At 61.6% G+C, this 15,631-nt stretch carries 16 protein-coding genes, 1 tRNA gene and 1 pseudogene; 6 read left to right on the top strand and 12 right to left on the bottom strand.

All coding sequences use genetic code 11. The features are described from left to right. Window positions 1–24: 24 nt before the first annotated feature. Together fghA and NKI66_RS09435 are read left to right on the top strand one after the other, a co-directional pair. Window positions 25–855: an S-formylglutathione hydrolase gene (gene fghA, locus NKI66_RS09440; protein ID WP_352751560.1), complete on the top strand. Its 831-nt coding sequence runs from the start codon at window positions 25–27 to the stop codon at window positions 853–855. Next, the gene (locus NKI66_RS09435; RefSeq protein ID WP_352552628.1) at window positions 839–1,138 is read left to right on the top strand and encodes a hypothetical protein; all 300 of its coding nucleotides are present in this window, start codon (window positions 839–841) and stop codon (window positions 1,136–1,138) included. Before fghA ends, NKI66_RS09435 begins: the two co-directional genes overlap by 17 nt. Before the next feature lie 47 nt (window positions 1,139–1,185). Here the strand turns inward: NKI66_RS09435 and NKI66_RS09430 are convergent, their stop codons facing one another. From NKI66_RS09430 to NKI66_RS09395, 8 genes and pseudogenes are all read right to left on the bottom strand, one after another. After that, on the bottom strand, window positions 1,186–1,392 hold the full coding sequence (locus NKI66_RS09430) for a type II toxin-antitoxin system HicB family antitoxin (protein ID WP_023810431.1): 207 nt from the start codon (window positions 1,390–1,392) through the stop codon (window positions 1,186–1,188). A gap of 4 nt (window positions 1,393–1,396) precedes the next feature. Next, window positions 1,397–1,596 (bottom strand): annotated as a pseudogene (locus NKI66_RS09425) (type II toxin-antitoxin system HicA family toxin). A 6-nt stretch (window positions 1,597–1,602) separates the two neighbouring features. Then, complete coding sequence (locus NKI66_RS09420) at window positions 1,603–5,379, bottom strand: vitamin B12-dependent ribonucleotide reductase (protein WP_352751501.1); 3,777 nt, start codon at window positions 5,377–5,379, stop codon at window positions 1,603–1,605. Window positions 5,380–5,975: 596 nt separating this feature from the next. Then, window positions 5,976–6,287 (bottom strand): PilZ domain-containing protein, encoded by a 312-nt coding sequence (locus NKI66_RS09415; RefSeq protein ID WP_352751499.1) that lies wholly within the window; start codon window positions 6,285–6,287, stop codon window positions 5,976–5,978. 132 nt (window positions 6,288–6,419) lie between these two features. Then, the gene (locus NKI66_RS09410) at window positions 6,420–6,908 is read right to left on the bottom strand and encodes an NUDIX hydrolase (protein ID WP_023810435.1); all 489 of its coding nucleotides are present in this window, start codon (window positions 6,906–6,908) and stop codon (window positions 6,420–6,422) included. Window positions 6,909–7,119: 211 nt separating this feature from the next. Then, a complete protein-coding gene (gene gpt / locus NKI66_RS09405) occupies window positions 7,120–7,620 on the bottom strand; it encodes a xanthine phosphoribosyltransferase (protein WP_128303340.1) in 501 nt (166 codons plus the stop codon). A 132-nt stretch (window positions 7,621–7,752) separates the two neighbouring features. Continuing rightward, complete coding sequence (locus NKI66_RS09400) at window positions 7,753–8,586, bottom strand: universal stress protein (RefSeq protein ID WP_352720284.1); 834 nt, start codon at window positions 8,584–8,586, stop codon at window positions 7,753–7,755. A gap of 81 nt (window positions 8,587–8,667) precedes the next feature. Beyond that, complete coding sequence (locus NKI66_RS09395) at window positions 8,668–9,411, bottom strand: competence/damage-inducible protein A (RefSeq protein WP_352720282.1); 744 nt, start codon at window positions 9,409–9,411, stop codon at window positions 8,668–8,670. A 321-nt stretch (window positions 9,412–9,732) separates the two neighbouring features. On the opposite strand from NKI66_RS09395, the gene NKI66_RS09390 reads away from it, so the two are divergent. Further along, window positions 9,733–10,014 carry a hypothetical protein gene (locus tag NKI66_RS09390; protein WP_023810439.1) on the top strand — a complete coding sequence of 94 codons (282 nt, stop codon included), beginning with the start codon at window positions 9,733–9,735 and terminating at the stop codon, window positions 10,012–10,014. A 159-nt stretch (window positions 10,015–10,173) separates the two neighbouring features. Here NKI66_RS09390 and NKI66_RS09385 read toward each other — a convergent pair whose 3' ends face one another. From NKI66_RS09385 to NKI66_RS09375, 3 genes are all read right to left on the bottom strand, one after another. Then, complete coding sequence (locus NKI66_RS09385) at window positions 10,174–10,413, bottom strand: DUF2188 domain-containing protein (RefSeq protein WP_013532013.1); 240 nt, start codon at window positions 10,411–10,413, stop codon at window positions 10,174–10,176. 30 nt (window positions 10,414–10,443) lie between these two features. Beyond that, window positions 10,444–10,722: a DUF982 domain-containing protein gene (locus NKI66_RS09380; RefSeq protein ID WP_013532012.1), complete on the bottom strand. Its 279-nt coding sequence runs from the start codon at window positions 10,720–10,722 to the stop codon at window positions 10,444–10,446. A gap of 254 nt (window positions 10,723–10,976) precedes the next feature. Then, window positions 10,977–12,080, bottom strand: coding sequence for an NADH:flavin oxidoreductase/NADH oxidase (locus tag NKI66_RS09375; protein ID WP_352751497.1), 1,104 nt, complete (start codon window positions 12,078–12,080; stop codon window positions 10,977–10,979). Window positions 12,081–12,305: 225 nt separating this feature from the next. Between NKI66_RS09375 and NKI66_RS09370 the strand changes: the two genes are divergently transcribed. Continuing rightward, on the top strand, window positions 12,306–12,884 hold the full coding sequence (locus NKI66_RS09370) for an NUDIX domain-containing protein (RefSeq protein ID WP_023810442.1): 579 nt from the start codon (window positions 12,306–12,308) through the stop codon (window positions 12,882–12,884). 79 nt (window positions 12,885–12,963) lie between these two features. On the opposite strand, the gene NKI66_RS09365 is transcribed toward NKI66_RS09370, so the two are convergent. Next, a tRNA-Leu gene (locus tag NKI66_RS09365) sits at window positions 12,964–13,048 on the bottom strand. A gap of 374 nt (window positions 13,049–13,422) precedes the next feature. On the opposite strand from NKI66_RS09365, the gene tig reads away from it, so the two are divergent. Both tig and NKI66_RS09355 read left to right on the top strand, forming a co-directional pair. Beyond that, on the top strand, window positions 13,423–14,889 hold the full coding sequence (tig, locus tag NKI66_RS09360) for a trigger factor (RefSeq protein ID WP_023810443.1): 1,467 nt from the start codon (window positions 13,423–13,425) through the stop codon (window positions 14,887–14,889). A 160-nt stretch (window positions 14,890–15,049) separates the two neighbouring features. After that, window positions 15,050–15,574 carry a hypothetical protein gene (locus tag NKI66_RS09355; protein WP_023810444.1) on the top strand — a complete coding sequence of 175 codons (525 nt, stop codon included), beginning with the start codon at window positions 15,050–15,052 and terminating at the stop codon, window positions 15,572–15,574. The last annotated feature ends 57 nt before the right edge of the window (window positions 15,575–15,631 follow it).

The raw sequence follows: 15,631 nt of genomic DNA, 5'->3' as shown, positions 1-15,631 counted from the left end.
TCCGACCCGCAACGTGGAGAACACATGAAAATCATCTCTCAAACGAAAGCCCATGGCGGCGTGCAGGGCGTCTATTCCCATTTGTCGACGAGTTGCCGTTGCGACATGACTTTTGCCGTTTTCATACCTCCGCAGGCGCGGGAGGCGCCTTGTCCCGTTGTGTGGTATCTCTCAGGCCTGACGTGCACCCACGCCAATGTAATGGACAAGGGCGAGTACAGGCGCATGGCCGCCGAGCTTGGCCTGATCGTCGTCTGTCCCGACACCAGCCCGCGTGGGGCCGACATTCCGGATGAAAAAGACAACTGGCAGTTCGGCTCCGGCGCCGGCTTCTATCTCGATGCGACGCAAGAGCCTTATGCGAAGAATTATCGCATGTATTCCTATGTCACCGAGGAGTTGCCGGCCCTCATCGCGGCTGAATTTCCAGCCGATATGGCCCGCCAGGCTATCTCCGGCCATTCGATGGGCGGGCATGGCGCGCTGACGATTGCCTTGAAGAATCCGCAACGTTTCAAGAGCTGCTCGGCATTCGCCCCGATCGCCCAGCCAAGCACCGCCGGCTGGTCGAGACCGGCTTTTGAGAAGTATCTCGGCAATGATGAGGCCTCGTGGCGAACTTGCGATGCGACGTCGCTCATCGATGACGGATACCGTTTCCCCGAATTCTTGGTGGATCAGGGAACGTCGGATGGATTTCTTGACGACGGGCTCAGGCCTTGGCTGCTTGAAGCGGCCTGCGCCAAAGCGGGTATTCCGCTTAAATTGCGGATGCAGGATGGATATGATCACTCGTATCTTTTCATCTCCAGCTTCATGGACGACCATCTGAGATGGCATGCTGAGAGGCTTTGATCTGGGCAGGCCGAAGGCATGGCTAGATGCAAACAAGTTATCGACTCCGACGCCTTACACCGAGGGCGCCGCGCCTGCCGCCGTCAAACGCTACACTTTCAGCCCCGACGCCGCCCACGCGAAAGAACTGAAAGCAGTAGCCGACCTCAATGAAATCCCCGAGCCGCCCTGCGGCGAAATGCCTGACGGCATCCAGTATTTCGAGGTGCCCACGGGTGAGGGGCGCAAGGTGCTGTTCGTGCGGATAGGGCAGGACGAGCAGACGCTGGAGGTGTTGCCGTAGAGATAGCAGGCGGGATCAGAGCCTGATCCGATTGAGTGAATTGCCTTCTACGCCTCTACGTATTCCGCGAGGCTGACACCCTTGGGCACATCCAGCCCATCGGCTCGCAAACCTTCGATGTGCAAGCGTATTGCATCGCGAATCTCGGTTTCCACTTCAGGCACAGTGGCACCTGTCGCGATGCAGCCGGGTAGGTCCGGCACATAGGCAGAGAAATTACTTCCTGCTTTTTCAATCACCACCGCGTAACGCATGTCATCACTCCTTCAAACCTGACTGCTTGAGGATGCTGTTCAGTGTTCCCTGTGCAACCTCTTCAGACGGCTTGCCAGCCACTGTGACGCGGCCGCTTTGACTTCATGCTTATATTGGCGATGGCTGCCCTTGGTTGCAACCAGATACCAGCCGTCGGCCTCCAGCAGGCGAATGATCTCGCGAACTGTAAGCCGAGGTGGCACTAGACCTCAGCTGCACCCGCTCGTCGAACCGCACGTATCACACTTCTCACAAGTCCCATTCCGCACCATGGTAAAGTTCTGGCACTCGGAGCAGGAATTGCCGGTGTAGCCCTGGAGCAGCGACTTGGCGCGTCGGTCGTTGGCGAGTTTCTTGGCTTCGGCCGCCTCAACGGCTGCGGCGTCGGTGAACAATCCCGCCGTGGCATCGGAAGCAGCCGCTTCCTCGAAGGCGATGTCCTCGGCCAGTTCCTTCGCCCGCTCCTCATAGTCGCGCTTGTAGGCGACCGCTTCGTCGCTGGCCGGTTTCAGGGCCAGCACGTTGGAGCCGGAGAAGGCGGTCGGCACTGAGCGGGCAGGGGTGCCCGAGGGAGCCGCAAAGCCTTTCGGATCGTTGCCGCTGACGCGCGACACCAGCTTCACCGGCGAGGCGCCGCGGGTCAGGCCCTTGGAGACCGCATCCGTCTTGCCTTCGCTGATGCCACGGCCAAGTGCGGTGTTGGAAAAATCCGACTGGTCGACATGGGCGAGGTCGTTGCGGCCGAGATAGGAAATCGCCAGCTCGCGGAACACGTAGTCGAGGATCGACGTCGCGCTCTTGATGGCGTCATTGCCTTGCACCATGCCGGCCGGCTCGAACTTGGTGAAGGTGAAGGCGTGCACATATTCGTCGAGCGGCACGCCATATTGCAGGCCGAGCGAGATGGCGATGGCGAAGTTGTTGAGAAGGCCACGCAAAGTCGCGCCTTCCTTGTTCATGTCGATGAAGATCTCGCCGAGACGGCCATCGTCATATTCGCCGGTGCGCAGGAAGATGGTGTTGCCACCGATCTTGGCCTTCTGCGTGTAACCCTTGCGGCGGCCGGGCAGCTTTTCCTGCTCGCGCGACACGCGCTCGATGATACGCTCGACGATCCGCTCGGTGATCTGTGCGGCACGTGCTGCCGCAGGTGCGGCGAGCAGCTGCTCGACGGCATCATCCTCGTCGTCCTCGCCATCGGCGAGCAGCGAGGAATTGAGCGGCTGCGACAGCTTCGAGCCGTCGCGGTAGAGCGCATTGGCCTTCAGCGCCAGCTTCCACGACAGCATGTAGGCGCCCTTGGCGTCTTCCACCGTCGCATCGTTGGGCATGTTGATGGTCTTCGAGATGGCGCCGGAAATGAAGGGCTGTGCCGCCGCCATCATCTGGATGTGGCTGTTGATCGACAGCGAGCGCTTGCCGATCTTGCCGCACGGGCTGGCGCAGTCGAACACCGCCAGGTGTTCGGCCTTGAGGAACGGCGCGCCTTCCAGCGTCATCGCACCGCAGACATGGATGTTGGCGGCCTCGATGTCCTTCCGGGAGAAGCCGAGCGCCGGCAGGATCTCGAACGAGAAGTCGTTGAGCTGCTCGTCGGTGAAGCCGAACGTCTCCTTCACCCAGTCGGCGCCCAGCGTCCACTGGTTGAAGACGAACTTGATGTCGAAGGCCGACTTCAAGGCTGCGTTGAGCGCGGCGATCTTGTCGTCGGTGAAGCCCTTGGCCTTGAGCGCGCCGGGGTTGATGGCCGGCGCCTGGTTGAGGTTGCCGTGGCCGACCGCATAGGCCTCCATCTCGGCGATCTGGGCTTCGGAATAACCGAGCGTGCGCAGCGCTTCCGGCACGGCGCGGTTTATGATCTTGAAGTAGCCGCCGCCGGCCAGTTTCTTGAACTTCACCAGCGCGAAGTCGGGCTCGATGCCGGTGGTGTCGCAATCCATGACCAGGCCGATGGTGCCGGTCGGCGCGATCACGGTCGCCTGCGCGTTGCGGTAGCCATGCTCCTCGCCGAGCTCGATGGCGCGGTCCCAGGCGGCCTTGGCGTGGGTTGCAAGGTCCTGTTGCTTCAGGTCGGAAGCGACCAGCGGCACCGGGTTGACGGCGAGCTTCTCGTAGCCCTGCTTCTCGCCATAGGCGGCACGGCGATGGTTGCGCATGACGCGCAGCATGTTCTGCGCATTGCGGTCGTAGTCGGCGAAGGCGCCGAGTTCGCCGGCCATCTCGGCCGAGGTGGCATAGGCCATGCCGGTCATGATCGCGGTGAGTGCGGCGCAGATGGCGCGGCCTTCATCGGAGTCGTAGGGAATGCCCGACGTCATCAGCAGGCCGCCGATATTGGCATAGCCGAGGCCGAGCGTGCGGTATTCGTAGGACTGCTTGGCGATCTCCTTCGACGGGAACTGCGCCATCATGACGGAGATTTCGAGAACGATGGTCCACAGCCGCACCGTGTGCTCATAGGCAGCGATGTCGATGGTGCCGTCGGCGTTGCGGTAGGGCAGCAGATTGATCGAGGCGAGGTTGCAGGCCGTGTCGTCGAGGAACATGTACTCCGAGCACGGGTTGGACGCCCGGATCGCACCAGCGGAAGCGCAGGTGTGCCAGTCGTTCATCGTGGTGTTGAAATGCAGGCCCGGATCGGCCGACGCCCAGGCGGCGTAACCGATCTTTTCCCAGAGATCCCTGGCCTTCAGCGTTTTCATCACCTTGCCGTCCTTGCGGGCGGTCAGGTGCCAGTCGGCATCGTCCTCGACGGCGCGCAGGAAATTGTCCTTCAGCGACACCGAATTGTTGGAGTTCTGGCCCGAAACCGTGAGGTAGGCATCCGAATCCCAGTCGGTGTCGTAGGTCTTGAACGACATCGAGCTATAGCCCTGCTTGGCGAACTGGATGACGCGGTAGATGTAGTTCTCCGGCACGGCGGATTTCTTGGCCGCCTTGATCTCGCGCTTCAGCGCGGAGTTGATCGACGGGTCGAAGCAGTCGTCGCCATTGCCTTCGCAGTTGACGCAGGCCTTCATGATCGCTTCGAGATGCTTCTTGACGATCTTCGAGCCGGTCACCAGCGAGGCGACCTTCTGCTCTTCATTGACCTTCCAGTCGATGAATTCCTCGATATCGGGGTGGTCGGCGTCGACAATGACCATTTTGGCGGCGCGGCGCGTGGTGCCGCCCGACTTGATGGCGCCCGCCGCACGGTCGCCGATCTTGAGGAAGCTCATCAGGCCCGACGAGCGGCCGCCGCCGGACAGTTTTTCGCCTTCGCCGCGCAGCAGCGAGAAGTTGGAGCCGGTGCCGGAGCCGTATTTGAACAGGCGCGCTTCACGCACCCACAGGTCCATGATGCCGCCCTCGTTGACGAGGTCGTCCTGTACGCCCTGGATGAAGCAGGCATGCGGCTGCGGATGCTCGTAGGAGGATTTCGACTTGGTCAGCTTGCCGGTGAACGGGTCGACATAGAAGTGGCCCTGGCTCGGGCCGTCAATGCCATAGGCCCAGTGCAGGCCGGTGTTGAACCATTGCGGCGAGTTCGGCGCGACGCGCTGGGTGGCCAGCATGTAGGCAAGCTCGTCGCGGAAGGCGCGCGCGTCTTCCTCTGACCCCTTGAAGTAGCCGCCTTTCCAGCCCCAGTAAGTCCAGGTGCCGGCAAGCCGGTCGAAGACCTGGCGGGCGTCGATCTCGGAGCCGTAGCGCTCGGCTTCCGGCAGCTTCGCCAGTTCCGCCTCATCGGCTACGGAGCGCCACAGGAAGGAGGGGACGTCGTTCTCTTCGATCTTCTTCAGGCACGCCGGCACACCGGCCTTGCGGAAATATTTCTGCGCCAGGATATCGGCTGCAACTTGGGAGAACTGCGCCGGCACGTCGATATTGTCCAAGCGGAAGACCACCGAGCCATCCGGATTCTTGATCTCCGAAAGCGCCTTGCGGAATTCGATCTCCGCATAGGCAGACTGTCCTGGCTTGGTGAAACGACGCTCGATGCGCATTGGTCCGGTCCCTTTTGTCTATATATAGCGCTTTTCCCCAGGGATTTCTGCCCCCGATGCGAAACACGCATGTCCGCCGTCTGCCGGCGTTCGAAAACGGCCGGCTCTCCATTTCGCAGCCTCCGCCGGCCCTGCTGGTCAAACTCCTTGCGAAGTACCTGTCCAACACGTCGACGAACCCACGGGTCCCTCAAAACTGATTTTTTCCGATTCCCTCGGTCGAGCGAAATTCACACTATCTAGCGTCGACCCTACCTGCAAACACTAAATATAGTATTAACAGACAATTTATTCAAGCCCGACAATTGTCCCTATCGACCCCAACCGCCCCACAATTCCAACGCTTCCGCCGGCCTCGTAAACAGGCGGAAATGCGAGCAAAACGCACATAATCCGGGAAAAAGACCGGGCTCAGAACTTTCCGGTCGCACTCTCAACAGGAGCGCATGGCCTATAAAAGGCGACTCGTTTTGCGCCGTCAAGGATTCGTTTGCGTAGCTTTTGTGACCCCAACATCTTGTGTGTCACATATGTGGATAACGGGGATAGAATGCAGGCGCGGATCACGATTTTCCGCGCGCAAGCTTGCCCGGGCGTCAGCCGTAATGCAGCCGGGGTTTTGGCTCGGTGCCGGTGAACTGCACCCCGATACGGTCGTTGCGTCGCCAGCGGACCTCGCAACGATAGGCAATGCCGTCGAGCGGCACATAGAGAAGGAAGCGATCTGGGACCCGGGCTTCGAGCGGTATCTTCAGTTCGGCGCCGCCGTCGTGCTGATTGCGCAGCGTGCAGCCCACTTCCGAATTCGAAATTCCGGTGATGATCGACCCGCCCTTGAGCACGCGCGGACGACGCTCGCGCTGGGGCCCGTCGGACTCGTTTGGAATTGGATTTGCGGGATTCGCCATCGATCAAAAATACCAGAGCTGCCGAATCCTATCCTTGATTCCTTAGCAAAGCATTCATGTCGATACGCGGCAACGCATGTCCAGCCCTTGCAAGCCAGTCCCGTTTTGCAAAGAGCGCGGTGTGGCCGCCCGTCAGGAGAAGCTGTGCGGGTCGGCGCAGAAATAGGCGATGATCTGGCAAAGGTCGGGTTCGTTGACCATGCGCACCGCTTCGCTTGCGCGGACCCATTTGCGGGTGCGTGAGTGTTTTTCCTTCCAGCGGTCCGCGACTTTGTCGACATGCAGCGGAAACACCAGGACCTCGCACGGCACTTCTTCGCCGGAAGCCAGTACCTTGGCGTAGAAGTAACGGCCGGCTTCAAGATGAGAGACACGACCGCGCAGCCCGGCCTCCTCGCCGGCTTCGCGCGCCGCGGCCTCGCAGAGCGGCTCCCTGGCCTCGGGCCAGCCCTTGGGCAACACCCATCGACCCGTATCGCGGCTGGTGATCAGCATGATCTCGACGCCGTCTCCCGTGTCGCGCCAAGGCAGGGCGGCAACCTGCAGGCGGCACGGCGCCGTGCCGAAGAGCCGTCGGACCCTTTCGGCCAGATGATTATGTGTCGTTGGCCTCGTCAACATCGAAGAAGCTAGCCCCAGCCTCCGGAATCGTTTGCCGTCTCACGAATCTTACGGCTAATTGTCGGCAATAAAAGTAAAAAATTTCATTCGCCTGGCCGATTTCCGCCGATAGACGTCGATTTCACAAAATATCCGGCCCTGCCGGACCTGTTTGCGAAAGCAAATCATCCCCAGTGCAAGCTGCCGGTCTGTAACAGGCAGGTAGTTCGAATCAGCCCGCGTGGTCGTCGGCGATCGGCTTCTGGTAGGTGAAGCCCATGTCCCACGGGAAATAGATCCAGGTGTCCTGGCTGACTTCGGTGACGAAAGTATCGACCAGCGGCCGGCCTTTCGGCTTGGCGTAGACGGTGGCGAAATGCGCCTTGGGCATCATCGCGCGCACGATGCCCGCCGTCTTGCCGGTGTCGGTCAGGTCATCGATGATCAGCACGCCGGCGCCGTCTTCGGCGAGCAGGGCAGGGGTGATCTCCTTGAGGACCTGCAGCTGCCCCTGGCTGGTATAGTCGTGATAGGAGGCGACGCAGACCGTCTCGATGACGCGGATGCCGAGTTCACGCGAGATGATCGCCGCGGGGACCAGCCCGCCTCGCGTGATGCAGACGATCGCTTTCCATTGTCCCTTGTTGGCGCCGGAAAGCCGCCAGGCGAGCGCCCGGGCGTCGCGATGGAACTGGTCCCAGGAGACCGGAAAGGCTTTTTCGGGAAGGGACATGTCGCGCACTCCACAGCACGCGGGGATCGCGCGCAGGTAAACAGGGGAATGCGCGCGGAATTAGCTGGAAAGCCCCCATCTTGGCAAGAGCAAGGGCCTTGGCAAAGGCAAGGGCCAACGATCGGTGTGGACCTACCGCGACAGGAAGGCTGCCACCGGCGCGGTGCGCAGCACGCTGCGCGTCACGCCGCCGAACAGAAGCTGACGCAGCCATGAGTGGCTGTAGGCACCAAGCACCAGCAGATCGGCGCCGGTTTCCGCGATCCTGGTCTGGATGATGTCATCGACCGAACTGCCGCCCGACTGCTGCACCGAGACGCTGACGGTGGCGCCGTGGCGCGATAGCGCCGACGCGATTTCGGCGCCGGCGGCCTCCGGGCTGTCGTCGAGCGTTTCAGGAGGGTCGATAACCAATATGTCGGTCTTCTCGGCTTCGATGATGAAGGGCAGCGCGTCGAAGGCGGCGCGTGCCGCTTCCTTGCTTCCGTTCCAGGCGAGCAAGACGCGTTTGAAGGTGGTGATCAGCGGACCCTCGTGCGGCACCACCAGCACCGGCCGGCCGGCATCGTAGACCAGCGTGTCTACGTCCGCGCTGGAATCTCCGCCCGTTTCGCGCTGCGCCGCTATGATCAGGTCGGCGGCCCGCACGCTCGAAATCCCGGACAGTGCGCTGTCACCCGAAAAGCTTTCCAGGCTTCGCCACTCGAAGGAAAGACCGGAATCCTCGATATGCCTGAGAAACAGCGTCCTCAACTTCTCGGCCCGTTCCCGGTTCATGTCTGCCGAAACCTGCAGGAATTCGGTGTCGGGAAAGCCTGTGGCGGAGGTGTAGGGCACGGGAAGCGTTTCGGCGTGGATGCCGACCAGATGGCTCTGAAACCGGGTGGCGAGCGGAATGGCGCAGTCGAGCACGCGCTCGGCGTCCTGCTCGTTCTGCAGAATGGCGACGATGGTTTTGAATCGCATGACAATCCCTCGGTTTACGAGCTGGCGAACTCGTGCCGGGGAAACGTTGCAGCGTCGTGCTTTGTTCCGGCCTGGACCCGATCAGCCGGGATTGCTGGCGAAGCCGGCGACCATCGCCTCGACATCGGCGCGGGCGGCGTCCAGCGCCTCCTGGCTGCGGGCACGCACGACCAACTCGGTCCAGAACTTGCCATCGCCATATTTCGGGTAGGAGCCGATGATCGTATCGGGATGCGCTTTCTGGATATCACCCAGCGGCCCGCCGATGAGGCCTTCGCCGAACGGGCAGGGCACGGTCGCCGACAGCATCTTCGTGCCGGCCTTCAGCGTCGGCACGACATTGTCGAGCATGGCTTGGAAAATCGATGGCACGCCGGCCATGACGTGGACGTTGCCGATGCGGAAGCCAGGCGCGACCGACACCGGATTGTCGATGAGATCGGCGCCGCGCGGCATCCGCGCCATGCGCTTGCGGGCCTGCGTGTATTCGATGCCGCGCGCGGCATAGCTTGCTTCCAGCATCGCATAGGCCCGGGCATCGTATTCGCAAGGCACGCCAAAAGCCTTGGATATGGAATCGGCCGTGATGTCGTCATGCGTCGGACCGATGCCGCCGGTGGTGAACACATAGGTGTAACGGCTGCGCACGGCATTCACCGCCGCGATGATCTCGTCTTCCTCGTCAGGGACGATGCGCACTTCCTTGAGGTCGATGCCGATCGCCGTCATGATGTCGGCGAGATGGCCGATGTTCTTGTCCTTGGTGCGGCCGGACAGAATCTCATCGCCGATGACGAGCATGGCGGCGGTCACGATTTCAGGCATGGAAGGCTCCGGCAAGGCGAGTGGCCTGGGAAGGCGAGTGGTCTGAGATAGCGCGGCGCGACGGTGGCCGCAATGTCATCTTCGCGCCGCCACGGCGAGCCGATGAGGTCAAGGATCTAGGTTCGAACTGGTCGAGGGAATAGGGCACATGCCGCAATTCGTGATCCCGGAGCGAACCGCCGCATTCATCGAGCGCATCGCCGGCCGGGCTTTGCTGGTCAGGGCCTCACCTCAGCTTCACGACAATTTCAAGGAACCATTCGGCTGATTACCGGGTTTTATGAGTGTCGCACCAAGGCGGCTAAGATACGGAGTGATTCAATGGTTACAAAAATTCTCGCAGCATCTGTTCTGACGATCGGTCTCGCAACATCGGCGATGGCGCAGTCACTGGACGACAGGTATTCCAACAATCGTGATTGGTGGCTGTTCGGCGACAACGACCAGACAACTGTCGACCCCTATACCACGGGAAGCATCCGTGACGGCTCCGGGTTGAACACCCAAGGCAATACCGGCGCAATAGGCCCATGTGCCCACAACACGCCCGGCCCGGACGCCAACGCAGGGCAAAACGTCAACGATCAGTATTGCGGCAAATAGCCAGAACGCGATTTCCGAAAAGCGCACACTGATTTTCTGGAAAGCAATGTTCGAGGGCTAGTCCGCAAGGACAGCCGCTGGCCGCTGGCGCGTCCTTTCTCCGGACGGCGCTGCGGTCGGCGCCCTGTCGGACCGCTCAACATCAAGCGCTATACCGAATTAATCTGAGACTTCTGTCTGCGGCCGGTCGCGGCCGTCGGCCAATTCTTCGTGCCATTTGCCTTCGGCGTCCTCATACTGGATGCCGTCGGTCGCTCCGGCGACCTGCTGCTCGGCCGAGGCGATTTCGGCTGCGCGCAACGCGTCCTGATGCGTGGGAAACGTCTCGGAAAAGGTCGCTCCGACCTTGTAGGCCCAGCCGCCGTCATGCTCGACGATCTTGTAAGTCAGCTTCGCCATGGAAAACCTCCGGTTGAAAGGTCCGTCTGCTCAATGCAGCCGGTCGTCGGGCAGTCTGTCGTCGGGCACCAGCACTTCCGATTCCTTGGCGGCTTCAATCAGCGCCCGGCGCGCATCTGCTGTCGAACGATAACCTTCCAGCACTTTGAGGCAAGTGTCGAGGGCATCACGATGGCGCGGGCCGCGATTGAGCGGCCACACCGTCATCAGGCACTCCGCGGCCTCCTGGGCGCTGCGGATGTGGCGATATTTGCCGACGTGGCCAAGTTCGACGACGACCGGCACTTCAAAAGGTTTGTTGTCCATCATGGCCGCAACGCAAAGCAGCCAAATTGGTTGCAACCATGGCCGTCAGCCTGCGCCCAAACGTCTCAGAGGCTGTTTGAAGGTTCTACACCTGCGGTCAGCGCCGCAACCGGCAAGCATGCCCTGAACAGTTTCCTCCCACGCCCGGCCACGCCCGCCGCAGCCTCGTCCCACCCAACAGCTTGCGGACGGAATAGCTGCGAAGCACCGTCAAGCTGTCTGGAGACAGGAGGGCGCGTGTCGGGAGCGCGGACCGTTCAGCCTACTGCCTTCATCCAGTGCTGCATCGTGGTCACCGAACGGGCAAGTTGTGGCGCCGGGTGGATTGTCTCGCTGAATGTCGCCGCCGCACGCCATCCCCAGCGCGGATCAGCCAGGAAGGCCCGCGCCAGCGCCACCATGTCGGCGCGGCCCTCGGTGAGGATCGCTTCGGCCTGCTTGGGGTCGTCGATCAGGCCGACGGCGCGGGTCGGAATATCAGCGCCCTTGCGCACCGCCTCCGCCAGATGCACCTGATAGCCGGGGCCGGCGGGCAATTTCTGCAACGGCGAATTGCCGCCGCTCGAGCAGCAGAGATAGGCAACGCCTTCGTCCTTGAGCGCTTTGGCCACTTCGATCGCGTCCGCCACATCGAAGCCGCCGTCGACCCAATCCTTCACCGACAGCCTTGCGCCGAGCATCAGCTTTGGCACCGCCTTGCGCACCGCCTTGGCGATTTCGACGGCAAGACGCATGCGGTTTTCCAGCGAGCCACCCCAGCGGTCCGAGCGCTGGTTGGACAAGGGCGACAGGAACTGGAAGATCAAATAGCCATGCGCGGCGTGCAGTTCGATGAAATCGAAGCCGGCGCGTTCGGCTCGCCTTGCGGCCTCGGCGAAGCGTTCGATGAGCTGCAGGATCTCCTCGTCCTCCAACGCGTGCGGCACGTTCCAACCTGTGTCGTAGGGGATGGCCGAGGCGGAAACGGTCTGCCAGGGATCCTCGTTTGGCTGCAGTGGCCCGCCGCCTTCCCACGGCTTGCGGTTCGAAGCCTTGCGGCCGGCATGGGCGAGTTGGGAGCCGAATTTCGTGCCGGGTGCGGCGACGCGTCGTGCGGCGTCCAGTGCGCGGCGGGCGGCGGCTTCATTGTCTTCGGAATAAAGGCCGAGGCAGCCATAGGTAATACGCCCGCGCCGCTCGACATCGGTCATCTCGACTGTGACCATGCCGGCGCCGGACATTGCGAGATTCATCCAGTGATGGAGATGCCAGTCACTGGCCGAGCCGTCGTCGGCGGAATACTGGCACATCGGCGCGACGGCGATGCGGTTGGGGAAGGTGAGGCCGTCGAGGGTGATCGACTGGAAAAGCGACGCTGTCATGAGAAACTCCGGGAGGGTTCGCAGCTATTTAGGCGACCGATGGCGCCTGCGCCAGACACGAGGCGGTGAAAGGGGTTCTGGACCAATCACTGACGGGATTGCCGAAATGCCGGTTCGCGGATAGGCCTCGGCAATGCATGGCGCCCAAAAGTGGCCCCGGTTTGGGAGAACGACACGCATAAAACAGGAGCATAAAGCGCGACGCGCTTTTGCATGGAGACCACGATGGAAGATCGTATTCGCGTCCGTTCGGAGGAAATCCTCTCCGACGACTGGGCCGTCCTGAAGAAGACCGTTCTCGACTACCGTCGGCGCGACGGTCAGTGGGAGACGCAAATCCGCCAGACCTATGATCGCGGCGATGGCGCGGTGATCCTGCCTTACGACCCCTTGCGTTCGACCGTGCTTCTGGTGCGCCAGTTCCGCTATCCCGCCTATGTCACCGGCCACCGCGAGCCGCTGATCGAGGCCTGTGCCGGCCTGTTGGACGAAAACGATCCCGAAACCTGCATCCGCAAGGAGGCGGAGGAAGAACTCGGCTACCGGCTGCAGAACGTCGAGCGGCTGTTTTCGCCCTATATGAGCCCCGGCAGCGTCACCGAACGTCTCTGGTTTTTCATCGCCCGTTATTCACCCGCCGACCGCATCTCGGCCGGCGGCGGGGCGCAAGAAGAGGGCGAGGACATCGAGGTCCTGGAAATGCCGCTCGACGAGGCCCTGGCCGGCATCGCCGATGGCCGTATCCTCGACGCCAAGACCATTATCCTGATCCAGCATCTGAAGCTCAATCCGATCGCTGACTGAACGGTATTGGGCTTCGGGGAAACTCCTTCGTCTAACGAGCTTCGGGTGGCCCGCCACCCGAAGCTCGAAGAGCGAAGGGTGGTGCGGATGAAGGGACTCGAACCCCCACGCCTTTCGGCACTGGAACCTAAATCCAGGGCGTCTACCAGTTCCGCCACATCCGCATGGACCGGCAATCCCATGTAGCCATCATTCTGTCAATGTCGGAGACAAGATGTGGGTCAGGGACAAGATGTGGGTCAGGCCCGAATGCTGGTTGTTCGCCGGAATGCGAAGACTGTTGAAAATTGGCCTCGCCTGTGACAAAAGGCGTGTCAAATGTGACGGGACGCGACGATCCGCTTCTGCAGAATGTGATAAGAAGTAGGAAAAACAAGAACTTATTCACATTTTGGAACGCAGTTTGGGAGAGTTTGAGCCGGGTTTTCGGTCAAATCGCCAGGTTCCGTACCAAAAGCCATTCCCGGCAAGAATATACCGGCAGGCTGTGAACGGCAGAGGCCGTGGCAGTCTCATTGGTGAAAACAAAGGTTTTACGATGCAGGTCACCGAAACGCTCAACTCCGGTCTCAAGCGAGAGATCAAGATCACCGTGCCGGCCGGTGACATGGAAGCCAAGCTGATGGCGCGGCTTTCGGATGCCCGCAACAAGGTCCGCATCAACGGCTTCCGTCCCGGCAAGGTGCCGGTGCAGCACCTGCGCAAGGTCTACGGCAAGTCGTTCATGGCCGAAGTGGTCAACGAAATCCTCAACGATTCGACCCGTTCGATCATTACCGGGCGTGGTGAAAAGGCTGCCATGCAGCCCGAAGTCATCATGACCGAGGACGAGAAGGAAGCCGAGAAGATCCTGGCCGGCGGCGCTGACTTCGAATTCCGCCTCAACTACGAGATCATTCCGGCGATCGAGATCAAAGACTTTTCCGACATCAAGGTGACACGCCAGGTGTTCGACGTGCCTGATGCCGAGATCGACGAGCAGGTCCAGCGTGTTGCCGAATCGGCGCGCAGCTATGAGCCGAAGACCGGCAAGGCCGCCAATGGCGACCGCGTCACCATCGACTATGTCGGCAAGATCGACGGCGAGGCCTTCAATGGCGGCGCCGGCACCGATCAGCCGCTGGTTCTGGGCTCGAAGGAGTTCATCCCCGGCTTCGAGGATCAGCTGGTCGGCGCCAAGGCCGGTGACGAAAAGCAGGTCACCGTGACTTTCCCGGAAAACTACCAGGCCGCGCATCTGGCCGGCAAGGAAGCGACCTTCGACGTCACCGTCAAGGAAGTGTCCCAGCCCGGCGCGCTGGAAATCAACGACGAGACCGCCAAGAACCTCGGCCTGGAGTCGCTGGAGCGCCTGCGCGACGTCGTACGCGGCCAGATCGAGAACCAGTTCGGCGCTATGACGCGCCAGAAGGTCAAGCGCCAGCTGCTCGACCAGCTCGACGCGGCCTATTCGTTCGAGGCGCCATCGAAGCTCGTCGACGCCGAGTTCAACAACATCTGGGCGCAGGTCAATCGTGATCTGGAAGCAGCCGGACGCACCTTCGCCGACGAAGAGACGACGGAAGAAGAGGCGCGTGCCGAGTATCTGCGGCTTGCCGAGCGCCGCGTGCGCCTTGGCTTGGTGCTGGCTGAAATTGGCGAGAAGGCCGGCGTCACCGTATCGGACGAAGAGCTGCAGCGCGGCCTGTTCGAGCAGGTGCGCCGCTATCCGGGCAACCAGCAGCAGGAAGTCTTCGAGTTCTACCGCAACAATCCGGAAGCGTTGAACACGCTGCGGGCGCCGATGTTCGAGGAGAAGGTGGTCGACCATCTGCTCGGTCAGATTTCGGTCACCGACGTCAAGGTCAGCAAGGAAGAGCTGATGGCCGACGACGAAGAGGACGAGACCGCCGTCAAGGCGAAGCCGGCGAAGAAAGCCGCCGCCAAGAAGGCCGACGCCAAGAAGGCCGACGACGCGGAAGAGCCCAAGAAGAAGGCTGCGCCGAAGAAGAAGGCCGCCGAATAACACCAGCGCTCCGCTGAAACAGGAAGGCCGCCGTCGAGGCGGCCTTTTTCGTTGCCAAACTGCAACAGCCGCCATGCTTCGCACGCGACGGCCTGTGGCGACCAAGCTTTGATCATTATCTGCGCTTCTATTGCAAGCCGCTTGGTTGTTGGAGGGCGTGTTGAGACTGTTCGTCGAATTGGGACACGCTTCGGCAATCGCGCTGATGCTTGTCTCGGTCTGCGGCATTGCCCAGGCCGGCACGGTGCCTGACAACTGGCGGTTCGGCACGAGTGAAGACGGCCTCGTCACGGCCTCGCTCTATGCCACCAACAAGCTGATCACCGGCGGCGGTGCCTTGAGCTACAGCCCGATCCTGACGATTGCCTGCCGGGTAAACGGCGAGCCGCATTGGACTGAATGGCTGCAACTGAACGACGCTGTTTCGGCCAGCCGCAAGATCACCATGTCGATCACGGTCGATCAGGAGAGCAAGTTCGATGAAAGCTGGTCGGTCGGGCCGCGCGGCCGGATGCTGGTGCGCGATGGAGCCGACGGCATCAGGCGCCTTGTCGCCGCGAACCGGCTCCAGCTTTCCTGGCGGTTCGGGCTGCTGGCGGGGCGCGGCGAGGCCGATTTCGACCTCGCCGGGTTCGGCGAAGCGGTCAACCAGGTAGCCGGCAGCTGCAACACCGATCCGCCGTGAACGGACCGCAACGGGCACGGCTTGCTGCACAGGCGTTCAGCTCAAATCACGTGCGCA

It is taken from the genome of Mesorhizobium sp. M0518, from assembly GCF_040321125.1.
Classification (GTDB): domain Bacteria; phylum Pseudomonadota; class Alphaproteobacteria; order Rhizobiales; family Rhizobiaceae; genus Mesorhizobium.
The sequence above is the reverse complement of the archived record's forward strand: the minus strand, read 5'-3'. Positions and strand labels throughout refer to the sequence as shown.